Genomic DNA, 14,166 nt, shown 5'->3' with positions numbered 1-14,166 from the left:
CCTCAGAATGGTAACGATTCGGTAACGACCGCTTCGGTGGCGCCTCCTCCCGCCGATCCCGGACCGCATGACCCACCGGGGAACCACCGTCGTCGCGCGCCCGCGGCACCGCGCGCGTCGTGCCGCGCTCAGCCTCACCACCACGCTGGCGCTGGTCGCCACCTCGCTGGGCGTGCTCCTCGCGCTGCCCACGCCGGCCCAGGCGGCCGACCGCGGCTTCACCGAGCGGTTCAGCGTCAACGACACCGGTGACATCACGATGGTGGGCAACACGGTGATGACCTGCGCGGAGGGCACCCCGGGCTGCCTCACCGCGCAGAACGCCGGTCCCCGCACCACGCAGAACGCGAGCGTCAACAACAACGCGTTCGCGATGACCTACGTGGACGTCGACTCGAACCCCGACACCTTCGACTCCAGCACCTCCAGTCTCGCGCTGCCCGACGGCGCTCAGGTGCTCTTCGCCGGGCTGTACTGGGGTGGCGAGGTCGAGGCCGGCGCGAACGGCCTGGCCGCTCCCGACCGCGACGCCCGCGGCCGCGTGCTGCTGCAGACCCCCGGCTCGGACTCCTACCGCAAGGTCGAGGCCTCCACCGTCGACGACGGCCTGATCATCTACCAGGGCTTCGCCGACGTGACCTCGCAGGTGCAGGCCGCAGGCAACGGCGCGTACACGGTGGCCAACGTCCAGACCGCCACCGGCAACGACCGCCTCGGCGGCTGGTCGCTCGTGGTCGCCTACCACGACCCCACCCAGCCCGCGCGCAACCTCACGGTGTTCGACGGCCTCACCTCCATCGACGGCACGAACCCCGGGTCGATCACCGTCGACGGCTTCCAGACGCCCACCTCGGGCCCCGTGCGCAGCACCGTCGGCTTCGTCACCTACGAGGGCGACCTCGGCCTCGTCGGCGACTCCGCGAGCCTCAACGGCCTGACCCTGGCCGACTCCCAGCACCCATCGACGAACTTCTTCGACTCCCGCAGCAGCCGCGACGGCGTGCTCGCCACCGACGGCACCCCGGCCTACACCAACGGCCTGGGCTACGAGCACGCGATGCTCACCGTCGGCAACACCTTCATCGGCAACGACGACACCAGCGCGACGATCCGGCTCACGACCGCCGGCGACGTCTACGCGCCCGGCGTGGTCACCTTCGCCACCGAGCTCTACTCCCCCGACGTCACCCAGACCACGACGGTCGAGGACCTCAACGGCGGTGTGATCGAGCAGGGCGACCGCCTGCGCTACACCGTCTCCGGCACGAACGCCGGCCAGGACGGCGCCGCCCAGCTCCTCGTGCGCGACCCCGTGCCCGCCGACACCACCTACGTCCCCGGCAGCCTGCGGGTCGCCCCCACCGACGGCGACCTCGTGGCCTCCTCCGACGCCGCGGGCGACGACCTCGGCGAGTACGAGGCGGGCGCGAACCGCATCGTCGCCCGCCTCGGCGACGGCGCCACCGGCACCGCCGGCGGCGTCCTGGCCTCGGGCGGGAGCTACCGCCTGACCTTCGACGTCACCGTCAACGGACCGCAGCCCGCGATCGCCGACCAGACCACGCTCACCAACCGCGCGACCGCCACCTACGTCGCGGCCACGCTCGGCACGCCCTTCACGGTCCTCAGCAGCGTCGACGCGATCGTCGCCGCCCCGGACCTGCGCATCGCCAAGTCCCACACCGGCAGCCTCGTGCGCGGCGCGAACGTCACCTACCGACTCGCGGTCCGCAACGTCGGCCACGCCGGCACCCAGGGCACCGTGAGGGTCACCGACGCCCTGCCGAGCGGACTGACCTACGTCGACGCCAGCGGCATCGACTGGACCTGCGGCCACGCGCCGGTCAGCGGGGTCGACACCGTCACCTGCACCACCACCGACCGGCTCGAGCCCGGCGGCACCTACCCGCCGGTGCTGGTGACCACCCGCGTCGCCGACCCGGCCCCGGCCGCGGTCGCGAACACCGGCACGGTCACCGGCGGCGGCGACGGCGTCCCGGACGACAACTCCGACACCGACACCTCGACGCCGGTCTCCGTCACCGACCTCGCTCTGACCAAGACCGCCACGCCCACGACCATCCCGGTCGGCGGCACCTCGGTCTTCGACCTCAAGGTCACCAACAACGGCCCCTCGGCGTCGTCGGGCTCCACCGTCGTCGACACCCTGCCCGCCGGGCTGGTCTTCGTCAGCGCCGACTCCGCCTGCTCCGCCGACGCCACCAGCACCCAGGTCACCTGCGCCGTGGGCCCGCTGGCCGTCGGCGCCAGCACCACCGTGCACGTGACGGCGAGGGCCGCGCTCGGCACGGCCGGCAGCAGCCTCACCAACACCGCGACGGTGACGGCCCAGCAGCCCGACCCCGACCCGGTCGCGAACACCGCGAGGTCGACCGTCGCGGTGAGGCCGGTCGACCTCGCGGTCACCGACCGCGTCGAGGGCTCGCCGGCCACCCTGACCGCCGGCTCGACCTACACCTGGCTGCTCGACGCCTCGAACCTCGGCGGCTCCCCCGCCGCGGACTCGGTGCTGCGCTTCAACCTGCCGGCCTCCGTCAGCGTGGCGGCGTCCTCGCTGGACCAGCGCTGCGCGCTCGACCCCGCCACCGACGCCACGCGCCTGGTCTGCCAGCTCGGCACGCTCGCGCCCGGGTCGGCCGCCTCGCAGATCCGGGTCACCGGCACCGTCGCGTCCTCGGCCACCGCCCCGGCGACGATCGACTCGACGGCCACCGTGGCCACCAGCGAGCCGGAGACCGACCTGTCGAACAACACGGCCTCGACGTCGACGCCCGTCGCCGCGGTGGTCGTGGTGCCGAAGATCGCCGGCCTCTCGGTCACCAAGACCGTCGACAAGCCGACCGCCCACGCCGGCGACGTCCTCACCTGGACGATCACGGCCGCCAACTCCGGCCCGGCCGCCGCGGCCGGCGTCGTGCTCACCGACCGGCTCCCGGCCGGGGTGACGGTCACCGGCATCGGCAACGCCGTCGGCGCCCCGTCGGCCTGCACCCGCACCTCGACGACGATCACCTGCCCGCTGGGCACGATCGCCGTCGGCGCGAAGAAGGTCGTCACGGTGCGGGCCACCGTCGACCCGATCTCGAGCACCGACACCGGATCGCACACCCTGCTGACCGCCGACGTCGAGTCGAAGGTCACCGTCCCGGCGGGAGCCACCGCCCAGGGCACCGCCGCGTGCCCGAGCGGCTACACCGCCGTGGACGGCTCAGTGCGCCTCGACGCGATCGACACCCGGTACGGAAGCCTCACCGACGCCCTCGTCCTCGCCAGCGGCCCGACCGCCGACGGCGCCGGGTGGACCGGCAAGGTCAAGAACCCGACCCGCACGAGCGTCCAGGCCAGCGTGCTGGCCGTGTGCCTCGGCACGTCGACGAGCACCCGCGAGACGCGTCCGCACTCGCTCGGCGGCTCCAGCACCCCGAAGGCCAGCCTGACCTGGACCACCGGCACCCGCAGCAGCGGTCTCGACTGCCCCGCGGGCGCCCTGCCCGTCGCGCCGTCGTGGTCGCTGGGCGGCACCGGCCGGGTGCGCGTCAGCCAGCCGGGCACCACCGACTGGGGCTTCGTGGCCGACGTGCCGAGCGGCACCTCGAGCTACACCGCCGGCCTGGGCGTGCGCTGCCTGAGCCCGAGCCTCGAGGCCCGCGACGGCCACGACCACCTGCTGCGCACCAAGTCGATCGGCGGCACCTTCAAGGTGGCCCCCGGCCGCACGGTCACGGCCTCCCTCACCTGCGCGACCGGGTCGGCCGACCTCGTCGGCTCCTGGGGCGGCGACAGCGGACTGGCCTTCCTCGGCGAGGACACCCTCGACGCCGGGCGCACCTTCCGCTTCGCCAACATGACGTCGTCCTACCTCGACGCCCGGGTCGGCCTGCGGTGCGTGGAGTCCAAGACGAGCACCGGCTATCGCACGGCGACCCTGGTCAACACCGCCACGGTCACCACCACGAGCCCCGACGCCACCACCGCCGACGACACCGCCACGGCCACCACCGTCGTCGACGACTCCGACTCCGCCGGCAGCGGCGGGGGCGGCGGGAGCTGGGGCGGAGGCGGCTGCGGCCGCGTCGTCGCCGGCTCGCGCGACGGCAGCCGGCTGAGCCTGCACGTCACCAGCGACCGCGCCCGCACGGCGCGGGTGCGGGTCTACGCCGCCTCCGGCGCGCACCGCGGCGACCTCCTGGCCAGCACGACGGTGCGGCTGGCCTCGGGGCCGCAGCAGCTCGCGGTGCCGGTGGCCGACGTCGCCCGCCGCGCGGTCCGCGACGACCGGATCACGCGGGTGCGCGTCGAGCTGCGCCTGCCCGACGGCCGCACCCAGACCCGGACGGTGACGCTGCGCTGACGCGGGACTGACGCCGCGCAGGGCCCGCGCAGCACCCGGGTCCGGTCCGCCTCGACTGCGGACCGGACCCACCGCCCGGCTACCCTTCGGGGCGTGGAGGAGAGGAACCAGCACGACGACGCCGTCGTCGCCGCGACCCCTCGTCCTCGTCCCCGCAGGAGCCGGGCGTCAACCGTCACGGCCGTGGTCGTGGGCCTGGTGACTCTCGTGACCCTGCTCGCCGGCTGCAGCCAGGAGCAGGGCAGCAACACCGATCCCGACCAGGTCGACGCCGTCACGGCGCCGAAGGTGGGCCTGTGCCGCCAGCTGCAGCCCGCCGACCTCGAGCTCCCCGTCAACGCCTCGCGCACCGTGTCGTGCAGCGGGAGGCACACCGCGGTCACCATCGCCGTCGGCCAGGTGCCCGGCAGCCTCGCCGAGGACGGCCCCGACTCCCCCGCGCTGATCGGCTGGGCCTCGCGCACCTGCACCAAGCAGTTCGCCTCGCACGTCGGCGCCGAGGAGTCCACCGGCATGCGCACGGTGCTCGGCTGGACCTGGTTCCGCCCCTCGCAGAAGGCCTGGGACGACGGTGCCCGCTGGTACCGCTGCGACCTCGTCGGCGGCAGCGCCGACAGCCCGGCGCTGCTGCGCCTCCCGGCCCAGACCCGCGGCCTGCTCGCCGGCGTCCCCGGCGACGACTGGATGGCCTGCGCCCGCGGCACCTCGGTGCAGCGCGGCTCCAAGGTCCCCTGCACCCGCACCCACGACTGGCGTGCGGTCTCCACGATCAAGCTCGGCGAGCCGCGCGACCCCTACCCCGGCGACGACGTCTCGCAGCGCCGCACCCGGCAGTTCTGCGCCGACTCCGTGGCCGCTTGGCTGCGCTACCCGGCCTCCTACGACTACGCCTTCACCTGGTTCGGTCAGGCGGAGTGGGAGCGGGGCAACCGGCGCGCGATCTGCTGGGCCAAGACCACTCACTAGCCAGCCACCAGCCAGCCCGGAGTCACCGTGCCACCCATCCGTCCACTCGTCCCGCTCGTGCCCGCCCTCGTGCTGGGGCTGGTCCTGACCGCCTGCGGCGGCGGGGACGACGGCGGCGGAGCGGCCCAGCCGGCCCCCTCGGGCTCGGGCTCCGCCTCCTCGGGTGCCTCCGCGGGCGCCTCCGCCCGCGCGAGCGCCTCCCCGAAGCCCACCCCGCCGCCCCGGCCCGCGGTGTCGGTGTGCCGGGCGCTGACCTACCAGCGGGCGATCGCCGCGAGCGACGACACCCGCACGGTCACCTGCTCGCGCCCGCACACGGCGGTGACGATCGGCGTCGGACGGCTGCCGCGCTCGGGCGGCTCAGGCGGCTCGGTGCTCGACCCCACCGGCGAGGAGGCCCAGGGCCGCATCGCCGCGGGCTGCGCGCGGGCCCAGACCCGCTACCTCGGCGGCGACGCCGCCGACCGCGACCTCTCGATGCTCCACGTCGTGTGGTTCGTGCCCACCGCCGAGCAGCTCGACGCCGGCGCCTCCTGGTACCGCTGCGACGTCATCGCCCTGGCCGGCGACAAGCGGCTGGCGCGCATCTCCGGCGGCCTGCGCGGCATCCTGGACGACGCGAAGGCCCGCGAGCCGTACGCCGTCTGCGGCACCGCGCAGCCCGGCACCTCGGGCTTCGAGCGGGTCGCGTGCTCGCAGAAGCACTCCTGGCGCGCGATCGACACCGTGGCCCTCAAGGCCCGCAGCGGCGGCGCCTACCCCGGCGAGGCCGCGGCCAAGGCCGCGGGCCAGGACCGCTGCGAGAGCGTCGCGAAGGAGCAGGCCGACAACCCGCTGCGGTTCCAGTGGGGCTATGAGTGGCCGACCGCGGCCCAGTGGGACGCCGGCCAGCGCGTCGGCCTGTGCTGGACCACGGCCTGAGCGGTCCGGCCTGAGCGGTCCGGCTCAGAAGCCCAGGCGGCGCAGCTGACGCGGGTCGCGCTGCCAGTCCTTGGCGACCTTGACGCGCAGGTCGAGGTAGACCGGCGTGCCCAGGATGGCCTCGATCTGGCCGCGGGCGTTGCGGCCGACCTCCTTGAGGCGCGAGCCCTGGTGACCGATGACGATGCCCTTCTGGGAGTCGCGCTCGACGAAGAGGCTGGCGTGGATGTCGAGGAGCGGCTTGTCCTCGGGACGGTCCTCGCGCAGGCCCATCTCCTCCACGACGACGGCGATGGAGTGCGGCAGCTCGTCGCGGACGCCGTCGAGCGCGGCCTCGCGGATGAGCTCGGCGGCGATGGTCTCCTCGGGGCTGTCGGTGAGGTCGCCGTCGGGGTAGAGCGGCGGGCCCTCGGGCATGCGGGCGACGAGGAGCTCGGTCAGCAGGTCGATCTGATCGTCGCCCACCGAGCTGACGGGCACGATCTCGGCCCACTCGGTGCCGGTCTCCTCGCCCAGGCGTGCGATGTCGAGCAGGTGCTCGGCGATCCGCTCGGGCGAGGCGAGGTCGGTCTTGGTGGCCACGGCGATCTTCACGGTGCGCCGCACCTTGGCCAGCTCGGTGACGAGGAAGCGGTCGCCGGGGCCGATGCGCTCGTTGCTCGGGAAGCACACGGCGACGACGTCGACCTCGGCCCAGGTGGTCTTCACCAGGTCGTTGAGCCGCTCGCCGAGCAGGGTGCGCGGACGGTGGAGGCCGGGGGTGTCGACGAGCACCAGCTGGGCCTCGGGCCGGTGGACGATGCCGCGCACCACGGTGCGGGTGGTCTGCGGCTTGTCGCTGGTGATGGCGACCTTCGTGCCCACCAGGGCGTTGGTGAGCGTGGACTTGCCGGCGTTGGGGCGGCCGACGAAGCAGGCGAACCCGCTGCGGAAGCCCTCGGGGACCCCCGTCGTGCCAGACAGGCCAGGGAGCTCGGTCACGGCGCGTCGGCCTCCTTGCGGGCCTGCTCGTAGTCGGCCCAGATCTCGGCCTGCGACTTGCCGGCCAGCGTGCCCGCGCGCCAGATGGGCGCGGGGTCGACGGCGCGGGGCTGGCGTCCGGCCACCCCGCGCCAGTAGCCCATGACGTCGAAGCCGGTGGCGGGCAGCCGGACCTCGCGCATCAGGTGCTTGCGGATGGCGCGCATCTGCGCGGACTCCCCCGCCATCCAGAAGTAGCCGGGGCCCTCGGGGAGCGTGAGCCCCTCGACGACCTCGGCGAGGCGGCTCGCGCCGTCGCCGGGCTGCGGGAGCCAGGTGACGGCGTCGGCGGCCAGACCGGCGGGCAGGTAGCCCTCGGGGATCTCGGGCACCTCCACCCACAGGCGCGGCGCGAGGTGCCCGGGCGCGGACTCCGCGATCCGGGCCATCGCCGGGAGCGCGGTGAGGTCGCCGACGAGCACCAGCCAGCCGGCGTCCTCGGGCAGCGCGAAGGAGCCCTTCGGCTCGGTGACCGTGACGGTCTCCCCCACCACGACGCCCGGCTCGTCGGCGCCGTCGGCGGCCAGACCGCGCTGGGCCCACTCGGTGACCAGCCCGACGTCGTGGACCACGACGTCGAGCACCAGCGCGGCGCCGTCCCAGGAGCGCACGGTGTAGTAGCGGCTCTGGAACTGGCCGGGGACGGTCAGGCCGACCCACTCGTCGGGCACGCCGGTGGAGGCGAAGCCCTCGGCGAGCGCGGGCCCGCCGAGGGTGAGTCGCAGCAGGTGCGGGGAGAGTCGCTCACGACGCAGGACCTGCGCCTCGAAGGTCCTGGCCCGGGTGCTCACTCAGCGCAGGGTAGTCACCACGAGGGGCGCAGGGGGAATCCGTCGTTCCCCTCCTCGTCGGTGCGCACCGCCAGCACCTGGTGGAGCTGGATCTCGTTGCGCTCGAAGGCGATGCGGCTGCCGGCCATGTAGAGGCCCCAGACGCGGGCGGTGCCCTCGCCGACCTCGGCGACCGCGGCGTCCCAGTTCTCGACCAGGTTGCGGCACCACTCGCGCAGCGTCATGGCGTAGTGACGACGCAGGTTCTCCTCGTGCATGACCTCGAAGCCGACGTCCTGGGCGGCGGTGATGATCGTGCCGGAGCCGGTGAGCTCGCCGTCGGGGAAGACGTAGCGGTCGATGAACTGACCGGTGGCCTCGGGACGGTTGTGGGGGCGGGTGATGCAGTGGTTGAGCAGCCGGCCCTCCGGACGCAGCCGGTCGCGCAGGAAGGAGAAGTAGGCGGGGTACTGCTTGATGCCGATGTGCTCGGTGAGGCCGATGGAGCTGACGGCGTCGAAGTCGCCCTCGAGGACGTCGCGGTAGTCGCTGTGGCGCACCTCGACGAGGTCGCCGAGGCCCTCGCGGTCGGTGGCGGCCTTGGCCCACTCGGCCTGCTCGCGGCTCAGGGTGACGCCGAGCGCCCGGACGCCGTAGTGCTTCGCTGCGTGGCGCACCATGCCGCCCCAGCCGCAGCCGACGTCGAGCAGACGCTGGCCGGGCTGGAGGTCGAGCTTGCGGCACACGAGGTCGAACTTCTCGGCCTGCGCCTCCTCGAGGCTGGCCTGCTCGTCGGGGAAGACGGCGCAGGTGTAGGCCATGGAGGGGCCCAGGACGAGCTCGTAGAAGGCGTTGGAGACGTCGTAGTGGTGGTGGATCGCCTCGGCATCGCGGGTCAGGGAGTGCCGCACGCCCTCGATCGTGCGCCGCCAGCGCGGCAGGTGCTCCTGCGGCGGCGGGGCCGGCGGACGCAGGTGCGAGACGCCGAGCCCGCGCACCAGGCCGATCGCCTCGCCGACGCTCGGCACCCGGAAGCGCAGGTTGCTCTGCAGCAGCTGCATGGCCTCGTAGGGGTCGCCGGGGTGGACGCCGTGGACCTGGAGGTCGCCGGAGACGTAGGCCCGGGCCATGCCGAGGTCGCCCGGGGCGGTGAGCAGGTAGGAGAGGCCCCGGGGGGAGGTCAGCTCCAGGGTGATGTCGGCGTCGGACGGGCCGGCCGCCGAGCCGTCGTAGGCCTCGAAGCGCACGGGCATGCCCTCGCGCAGGAGCGAGGCCACGGCGTCGCCGATGCTGATGTCTGGCTTGTTGAGAAGGGTCACTTCCGCTTCACCGCCTTGTCGTAGAGGGAGGTCAGCCGGGCGTCGGGGTCGTGGGTGGCCTTGACCCGGCTCAGGTGGGGGCCGTCGTAGAGCGCGTCGAAGGTGGCGCGGTCGTAGAAGGCCTCGGAGTAGAGGGACTTGTGGCCGCCGAGGCCGTGCACGAACTCCTCGATGGCGCGGTTGGTGGGGCCCTCGTCGGCATCGGGGCCGACGTGGACGGTGCCCCAGAAGCCGACGTTGACGTAGGTCTCGCCCGGCTCGAGCGGGTAGACCGGCCAGCGGCCGCCGGCCTCGGTGCCGAGCGAGACGAGCGGGCACAGCCAGACCGGACGCATGCCGACCTCGCGGTCGAACCAGTCGAGGAACTCCCCCAGCCGCTCGAGGGGCACCTCGACGTCCTGGACGACGCGCTCGCGGCGGGGCCGCCCTGCGCGGCGGTCGAGCCGCTCGACGATGCCGTAGCGCTCGTCGAGGCCGACGAGGCGGTGGTAGACGTCCGAGCGGCGCCACCGGCGCGGCCACAGCCGCCGCACGGTGGGGTTCTGGACGCCGAAGGCGCCCGAGCACCAGAACCAGTCGGTGTCCCAGCGCCAGAGGTAGTCCTCGAGCGTGAGGAGGTCCGCGGGCCGCTCGGCGATGCTGCGGTAGAAGATCTGCTGGCCGGCGTAGTCCGAGGGCACGGCCGGCGTGCCGTCTTCCAGCCGCGGCTCGTCGGTCCAGGTGGCCAGGGTGAGGTAGAGCTCGCCGGGCTCGAAGGCGGTGCCGTCGAGGCCGTCGACGCGGACGCCGTCGTGCTCGCCGGTGCGCACGATCGCCGCGATCGCGGCGGTGAGCGAGGCCGCGTCGGAGAAGCGCACGTGGCGCAGCGCGGCGTAGGCCGGCACCGCCTCGAGGCGGATGCGCAGGCGCGTGGCGTAGCCGAGGCTGCCGTAGGAGTTGGGGAAGGCGTCGAAGAGCTCGTCCCCGGGTCGCACGGTGACGACCTCGCCGGCGCCGGTGAAGACGTCCATCTCCTCGACCGACTCGTGCGGCAGGCCGTTGCGGAAGCTGGTGGACTCGATGCCCAGGCCGGTGACGGCGCCGCCGAGGGTGATCGTGCGCAGCTGCGGGACGACGTACGGGATCAGGCCGTGGGCGAGGGTCGCCGCGGCGAGGTCCTCGTAGGTGCACATGCCCTGCACCTCCGCGGTGCGGGCGATGGGGTCGACCTCGATGACGCCGTCGAGCCCGCTGACGTCCAGGCCCGGCGCGGTGGTGGCGCTGCGCGGACGGAAGAGGTTCGAGGTGCGCTTCGCGAGCCTGACCGGCTCGCCCACCGGGATGGCTGCGTACGAGGCCCGGAGCCTCGCGACGGCCTGCTCGTGGGCGGCCCAGCCACCCGTCGCCGACCGGTTCCTCACACCGCTCTGCGTCACCCGCCGCACGCTACTCCTGGCATGTTCCAGCGTCGTGTCGGGACGTGGGGCATGCCCGTGAGGGTGAGGCGGAGAGGGTCTCCGGTGGCGGCGGCGATGCCGGGGATCAGGCGGTGCGGGTCTCCAGGACGGTGCCGCGCTGGTCGCCGCGGTGGACGACGACGGCGTCGCCGCCCAGCTCGCGCACAGCGGCGAGGTCGGCGTCGACGAGCGCGCCCTCGGTGAGGACGACCGCGGCCTCGAGGCCCTGGGAGCCCGACGCCACCGCCATCGCCACGCACACGCCCAGCGCCGAGACCCGCAGCGAGGGCAGGTCGACGGTGGCCGCGGCGTAGGTGCGGCCGTCGGAGTCGCGCACCGCGGCGCCCTCGGCGGCGCCGGTGCGGGCGCGGGTGGCGCGGGCGAGCGTGACGAGCTTGCGGTCCTCGGCGGAGAGCTCGGGGCGCTCGGGGCGCTCAGCGGTGTCGGTCATCGGGGGCCTCCTCGGGGGCGGTGGTCTCCTCGGCGTCCCCGCGCGCGGCCAGGGGCGCGACGAGGACCGAGCTGATCTTGTTGCGGCGGCCGGCGGTGCCCTCGGCGGTGAACCGCAGGCCGTGGGCCTCGACGCTGGACCCGGCGATGGGCACCAGGCCCAGATGCTTGGCCATCAGGCCGCCGACGGAGTCGACGTCCTCCTCCTCGACGTCGAAGCCGACGATCTCCTCGAGGTCGTCGACCGGGTAGCGCGAGGGCACCCGGAAGACGCCGTCGCCGAGCTCCTCGACCTCGACGCCCTCGGCGTCGTACTCGTCGGTGATCTCGCCGACGATCTCCTCCAGGACGTCCTCGATGGTGACCAGACCGGCCGTGCCTCCGTACTCGTCGACGACGATCGCCAGGTGCTGGCGGCGGGCCTGCATCTCCTTGAGGAGGTCGTCGACGGGCTTGGACTCCGGCACCCAGTAGGCCGGGCGCATCACCGACTCCACGCGCTCGACGAGCTCGACCTCGGGCGCCTCGAAGTCGCGGCGCACGAGGTCCTTGAGGTAGGCGACGCCGACGACGACGTCGAGGTCGTCGTCGACGACCGGCATGCGGGAGAAGCCCGAGCGCAGGAACAGCGAGGTGGTCTGGCGCAGGTTCTTGTGGCGGTCGACGAACACGACGTCGCCGCGCGGCACCATCACCTCGCGGGCGGTGGTGTCGCCGAGCTCGAAGACCGAGTGGATCATCCGGCGCTCCTCGGACTCGATCACCGCCGTGGCCTCGGCGAGGTCGACGAGCTCACGCAGCTCGGTCTCGGTGGCGAACGGGCCCTCACGGAAGCCGCGGCCCGGCGTGATCGCGTTGCCGATGACGATGAGCAGGCGCGGCAGCGGACCGAGCACGCCGGTGAGCACCATGAGGGGCCCCGCGGCCAGGACACCGACGGTCTCGGAGTGCTGACGGCCCAGGGTGCGCGGGCCGACGCCGATGATCACGAACGACACCACCAGCATGACGCCGACGGTCGTCAGCACGCTGGCCCACCAGGCGCCGTCGTAGGCGGCGTCGACCTGGTAGGCGACGAGCACGATCGCGCTGATCTCGCACAGCAGGCGCAGGAACAGCGCGGTGTTGAGGTGCGGGACGGGATCCTCGAGGAAGCGCAGCAGCCGCACCGATCCGGCCCGGCCCTCGCCGCGCAGCTCGACGGCGCGGGCGTGGGAGAACGACGCGAGCGCCGCCTCGGCGGCCGAGAGGACGCCGGCCAGCATGACGAGGCCGGCCGCGGTCACCAGCAGCCAGGCGTCGCCGGGGCTCACCGCTCGCGCCAGGCGGCCAGGAGCTGGTCCTGGAGCCCGAACATCTCCCGGTGCTCCTCCGGCTCGGCGTGGTCGTAGCCGAGCAGGTGGAGGATGCCGTGCGTGGTGAGCAGCTCGATCTCGGCGGTGTAGCCGTGGCCGGCGGTCTCGCCCTGGCGCCGCGCGACGTCGGGGCAGAGCACGAGGTCGCCGAGGACGCCCTCCTCGGGCTCCTCGTCGACCAGCCCGGGCCGCAGCTCGTCCATGGGGAAGGCCAGGACGTCGGTGGGGCCCTCCTTCTCCATCCACCTCTCGTTGAGCTCGGCGATGGTGGCCTCGTCGACGGCCTTGATGCACAGCTCGGCGAGCGGGTGGACGTGCATGCGGTCCATGACGAAGCGCGCCAGCTGCTGCAGGGCGCGCTCGTCGAGCTCGGCGCCGGACTCGTTGAGGATCTCGATGCTCATCGCGGCGTCGTCGCCCGTCTCGCTCATCGGCCGCCTCGGCCGTGCTGGGTGCCGGCGGCCTGGGGCGCGCGGGCGTCGAACTCGTCGTAGGCCGCGACGATGCGGCCCACGAGGCGGTGCCGGACGACGTCGCCGGAGGTGAGCCGGTGGAAGGCGATGTCGTCGACGCCGTCGAGGATGTCCTCGATGACCCGCAGGCCCGACTTCTGGCCGTTGGGCAGGTCGACCTGGGTGACGTCGCCGGTGACGACGATCTTCGAGCCGAAGCCCAGGCGGGTCAGGAACATCTTCATCTGCTCCGGCGAGGTGTTCTGCGCCTCGTCGAGGATGATGAAGGAGTCGTTGAGGGTGCGTCCGCGCATGTAGGCCAGCGGGGCGACCTCGATCGTGCCGGCGGCCAGCAGCTTGGGGATCGTCTCGGGGTCGACCATGTCGTGCAGGGCGTCGTAGAGCGGCCGCAGGTAGGGGTCGATCTTCTCGCTGAGCGTGCCGGGCAGGTAGCCCAGGTGCTCGCCGGCCTCGACGGCCGGGCGGGTGAGGATGATCCGGTTGACCTGCTTGGACTGCAGCGCCTGCACGGCCTTGGCCATCGCGAGGTAGGTCTTGCCGGTGCCCGCGGGGCCGATGCCGAAGGTGATGGTGTGGGTGTCGATCGACTCCACGTAGCGCTTCTGGTTCAGCGTCTTGGGGCGGATCGAGCGGCCGCGGTTGCTGAGGATGTTGAGGCTCAGCACGTCGGCGGGACGCTCGTTGGTCTCCGCGCGCAGCATCGTGTGGACGCGCTCGACGGTCTCGGAGGTGAGCCCCTGGCCGGTGCGCAGGATCGTGACGAGCTCGTCGAGGAGCCGCTCGGCCAGGGCCAGCTCGCCCGGCTCTCCCCGCAGCGTGATGCGGTTGCCGCGGACGTGGACCTCGGCGTCGAAGGCGCCCTCGATGATGCCGAGGTGCTCGTCGCCGGGGCCGAGGAGGCTGACCATGTCGATGCTGGTGGGCACGACCACGGTGTGTCGGGTCTGGTGGGCGGGGGTGATCGCGGTGCGGTTGTCGGTCATGGATGCCCGAGCGGGCGCCTCTCCTTCGTCGAGGACGGTCGCCCCCATGCTACGACCCGCCCGGGGGACCGTCCCAGCGAGTTCTCGCGCGCGGGAGGCCT

11 protein-coding genes are annotated in these 14,166 nt (G+C 73.6%); 3 read left to right on the top strand and 8 right to left on the bottom strand.

Annotated features, from left to right (window positions below):
• Positions 1 to 67 precede the first annotated feature (67 nt).
• The 3 genes from ACZDWJ_RS08355 to ACZDWJ_RS08345 all read left to right on the top strand — a co-directional run bounded on the left by ACZDWJ_RS08355 (position 68) and on the right by ACZDWJ_RS08345 (position 6,259).
• Positions 68 to 4,372 carry a hypothetical protein gene (locus tag ACZDWJ_RS08355; RefSeq protein ID WP_463520476.1) on the top strand — a complete coding sequence of 1,435 codons (4,305 nt, stop codon included), beginning with the start codon at positions 68 to 70 and terminating at the stop codon, positions 4,370 to 4,372.
• A 207-nt stretch (positions 4,373 to 4,579) separates the two neighbouring features.
• Positions 4,580 to 5,338: a septum formation family protein gene (locus tag ACZDWJ_RS08350; RefSeq protein WP_463520475.1), complete on the top strand. Its 759-nt coding sequence runs from the start codon at positions 4,580 to 4,582 to the stop codon at positions 5,336 to 5,338.
• Positions 5,339 to 5,395: 57 nt separating this feature from the next.
• Positions 5,396 to 6,259 (top strand): septum formation family protein, encoded by an 864-nt coding sequence (locus ACZDWJ_RS08345; protein WP_463520474.1) that lies wholly within the window; start codon positions 5,396 to 5,398, stop codon positions 6,257 to 6,259.
• 24 nt (positions 6,260 to 6,283) lie between these two features.
• Here the strand turns inward: ACZDWJ_RS08345 and era are convergent, their stop codons facing one another.
• From era to ACZDWJ_RS08305, 8 genes are all read right to left on the bottom strand, one after another.
• Positions 6,284 to 7,240: a GTPase Era gene (gene era / locus ACZDWJ_RS08340; RefSeq protein WP_463520473.1), complete on the bottom strand. Its 957-nt coding sequence runs from the start codon at positions 7,238 to 7,240 to the stop codon at positions 6,284 to 6,286.
• Positions 7,237 to 8,070: a siderophore-interacting protein gene (locus ACZDWJ_RS08335; protein ID WP_463520472.1), complete on the bottom strand. Its 834-nt coding sequence runs from the start codon at positions 8,068 to 8,070 to the stop codon at positions 7,237 to 7,239. Before ACZDWJ_RS08335 ends, era begins: the two co-directional genes overlap by 4 nt.
• Positions 8,071 to 8,084: 14 nt before the next feature.
• A complete protein-coding gene (locus tag ACZDWJ_RS08330; RefSeq protein ID WP_463520471.1) occupies positions 8,085 to 9,368 on the bottom strand; it encodes a class I SAM-dependent methyltransferase in 1,284 nt (427 codons plus the stop codon).
• Positions 9,365 to 10,684: an FAD-binding oxidoreductase gene (locus ACZDWJ_RS08325; protein ID WP_463520470.1), complete on the bottom strand. Its 1,320-nt coding sequence runs from the start codon at positions 10,682 to 10,684 to the stop codon at positions 9,365 to 9,367. Before ACZDWJ_RS08325 ends, ACZDWJ_RS08330 begins: the two co-directional genes overlap by 4 nt.
• 205 nt (positions 10,685 to 10,889) lie before the next feature.
• Positions 10,890 to 11,255, bottom strand: a complete 366-nt coding sequence (locus tag ACZDWJ_RS08320) for a cytidine deaminase (protein WP_463520469.1) — start codon at positions 11,253 to 11,255, stop codon at positions 10,890 to 10,892.
• Positions 11,239 to 12,519, bottom strand: coding sequence for a hemolysin family protein (locus ACZDWJ_RS08315; protein WP_463520514.1), 1,281 nt, complete (start codon positions 12,517 to 12,519; stop codon positions 11,239 to 11,241). Before ACZDWJ_RS08315 ends, ACZDWJ_RS08320 begins: the two co-directional genes overlap by 17 nt.
• 44 nt (positions 12,520 to 12,563) lie before the next feature.
• Entirely contained in the window at positions 12,564 to 13,013 is a 450-nt protein-coding gene (gene ybeY, locus ACZDWJ_RS08310) for an rRNA maturation RNase YbeY (protein WP_463520513.1), read from the bottom strand.
• Positions 13,014 to 13,036: 23 nt separating this feature from the next.
• Positions 13,037 to 14,065 carry a PhoH family protein gene (locus ACZDWJ_RS08305; protein ID WP_463520468.1) on the bottom strand — a complete coding sequence of 343 codons (1,029 nt, stop codon included), beginning with the start codon at positions 14,063 to 14,065 and terminating at the stop codon, positions 13,037 to 13,039.
• Positions 14,066 to 14,166: the final 101 nt, after the last annotated feature.

This window comes from Nocardioides sp. B129/18, from assembly GCF_055282735.1.
The sequence above is the reverse complement of the archived record's forward strand: the minus strand, read 5'-3'. Positions and strand labels throughout refer to the sequence as shown.

What these genes read in the sequence shown, in the direction of transcription:
- ACZDWJ_RS08355 (WP_463520476.1), top strand. Translation starts at nt 68, where the DNA reads ATGACCCACCGGGGAACCACCGTCGTCGCGCGCCCGCGGCACCGCGCG.
- ACZDWJ_RS08320 (WP_463520469.1), bottom strand. Translation starts at nt 11,255, where the DNA reads ATGACCGACACCGCTGAGCGCCCCGAGCGCCCCGAGCTCTCCGCCGAG.
- ACZDWJ_RS08315 (WP_463520514.1), bottom strand. Translation starts at nt 12,519, where the DNA reads ATGCTGGCCGGCGTCCTCTCGGCCGCCGAGGCGGCGCTCGCGTCGTTC.
- ybeY (WP_463520513.1), bottom strand. Translation starts at nt 13,013, where the DNA reads ATGAGCATCGAGATCCTCAACGAGTCCGGCGCCGAGCTCGACGAGCGC.
- ACZDWJ_RS08305 (WP_463520468.1), bottom strand. Translation starts at nt 14,065, where the DNA reads ATGACCGACAACCGCACCGCGATCACCCCCGCCCACCAGACCCGACAC.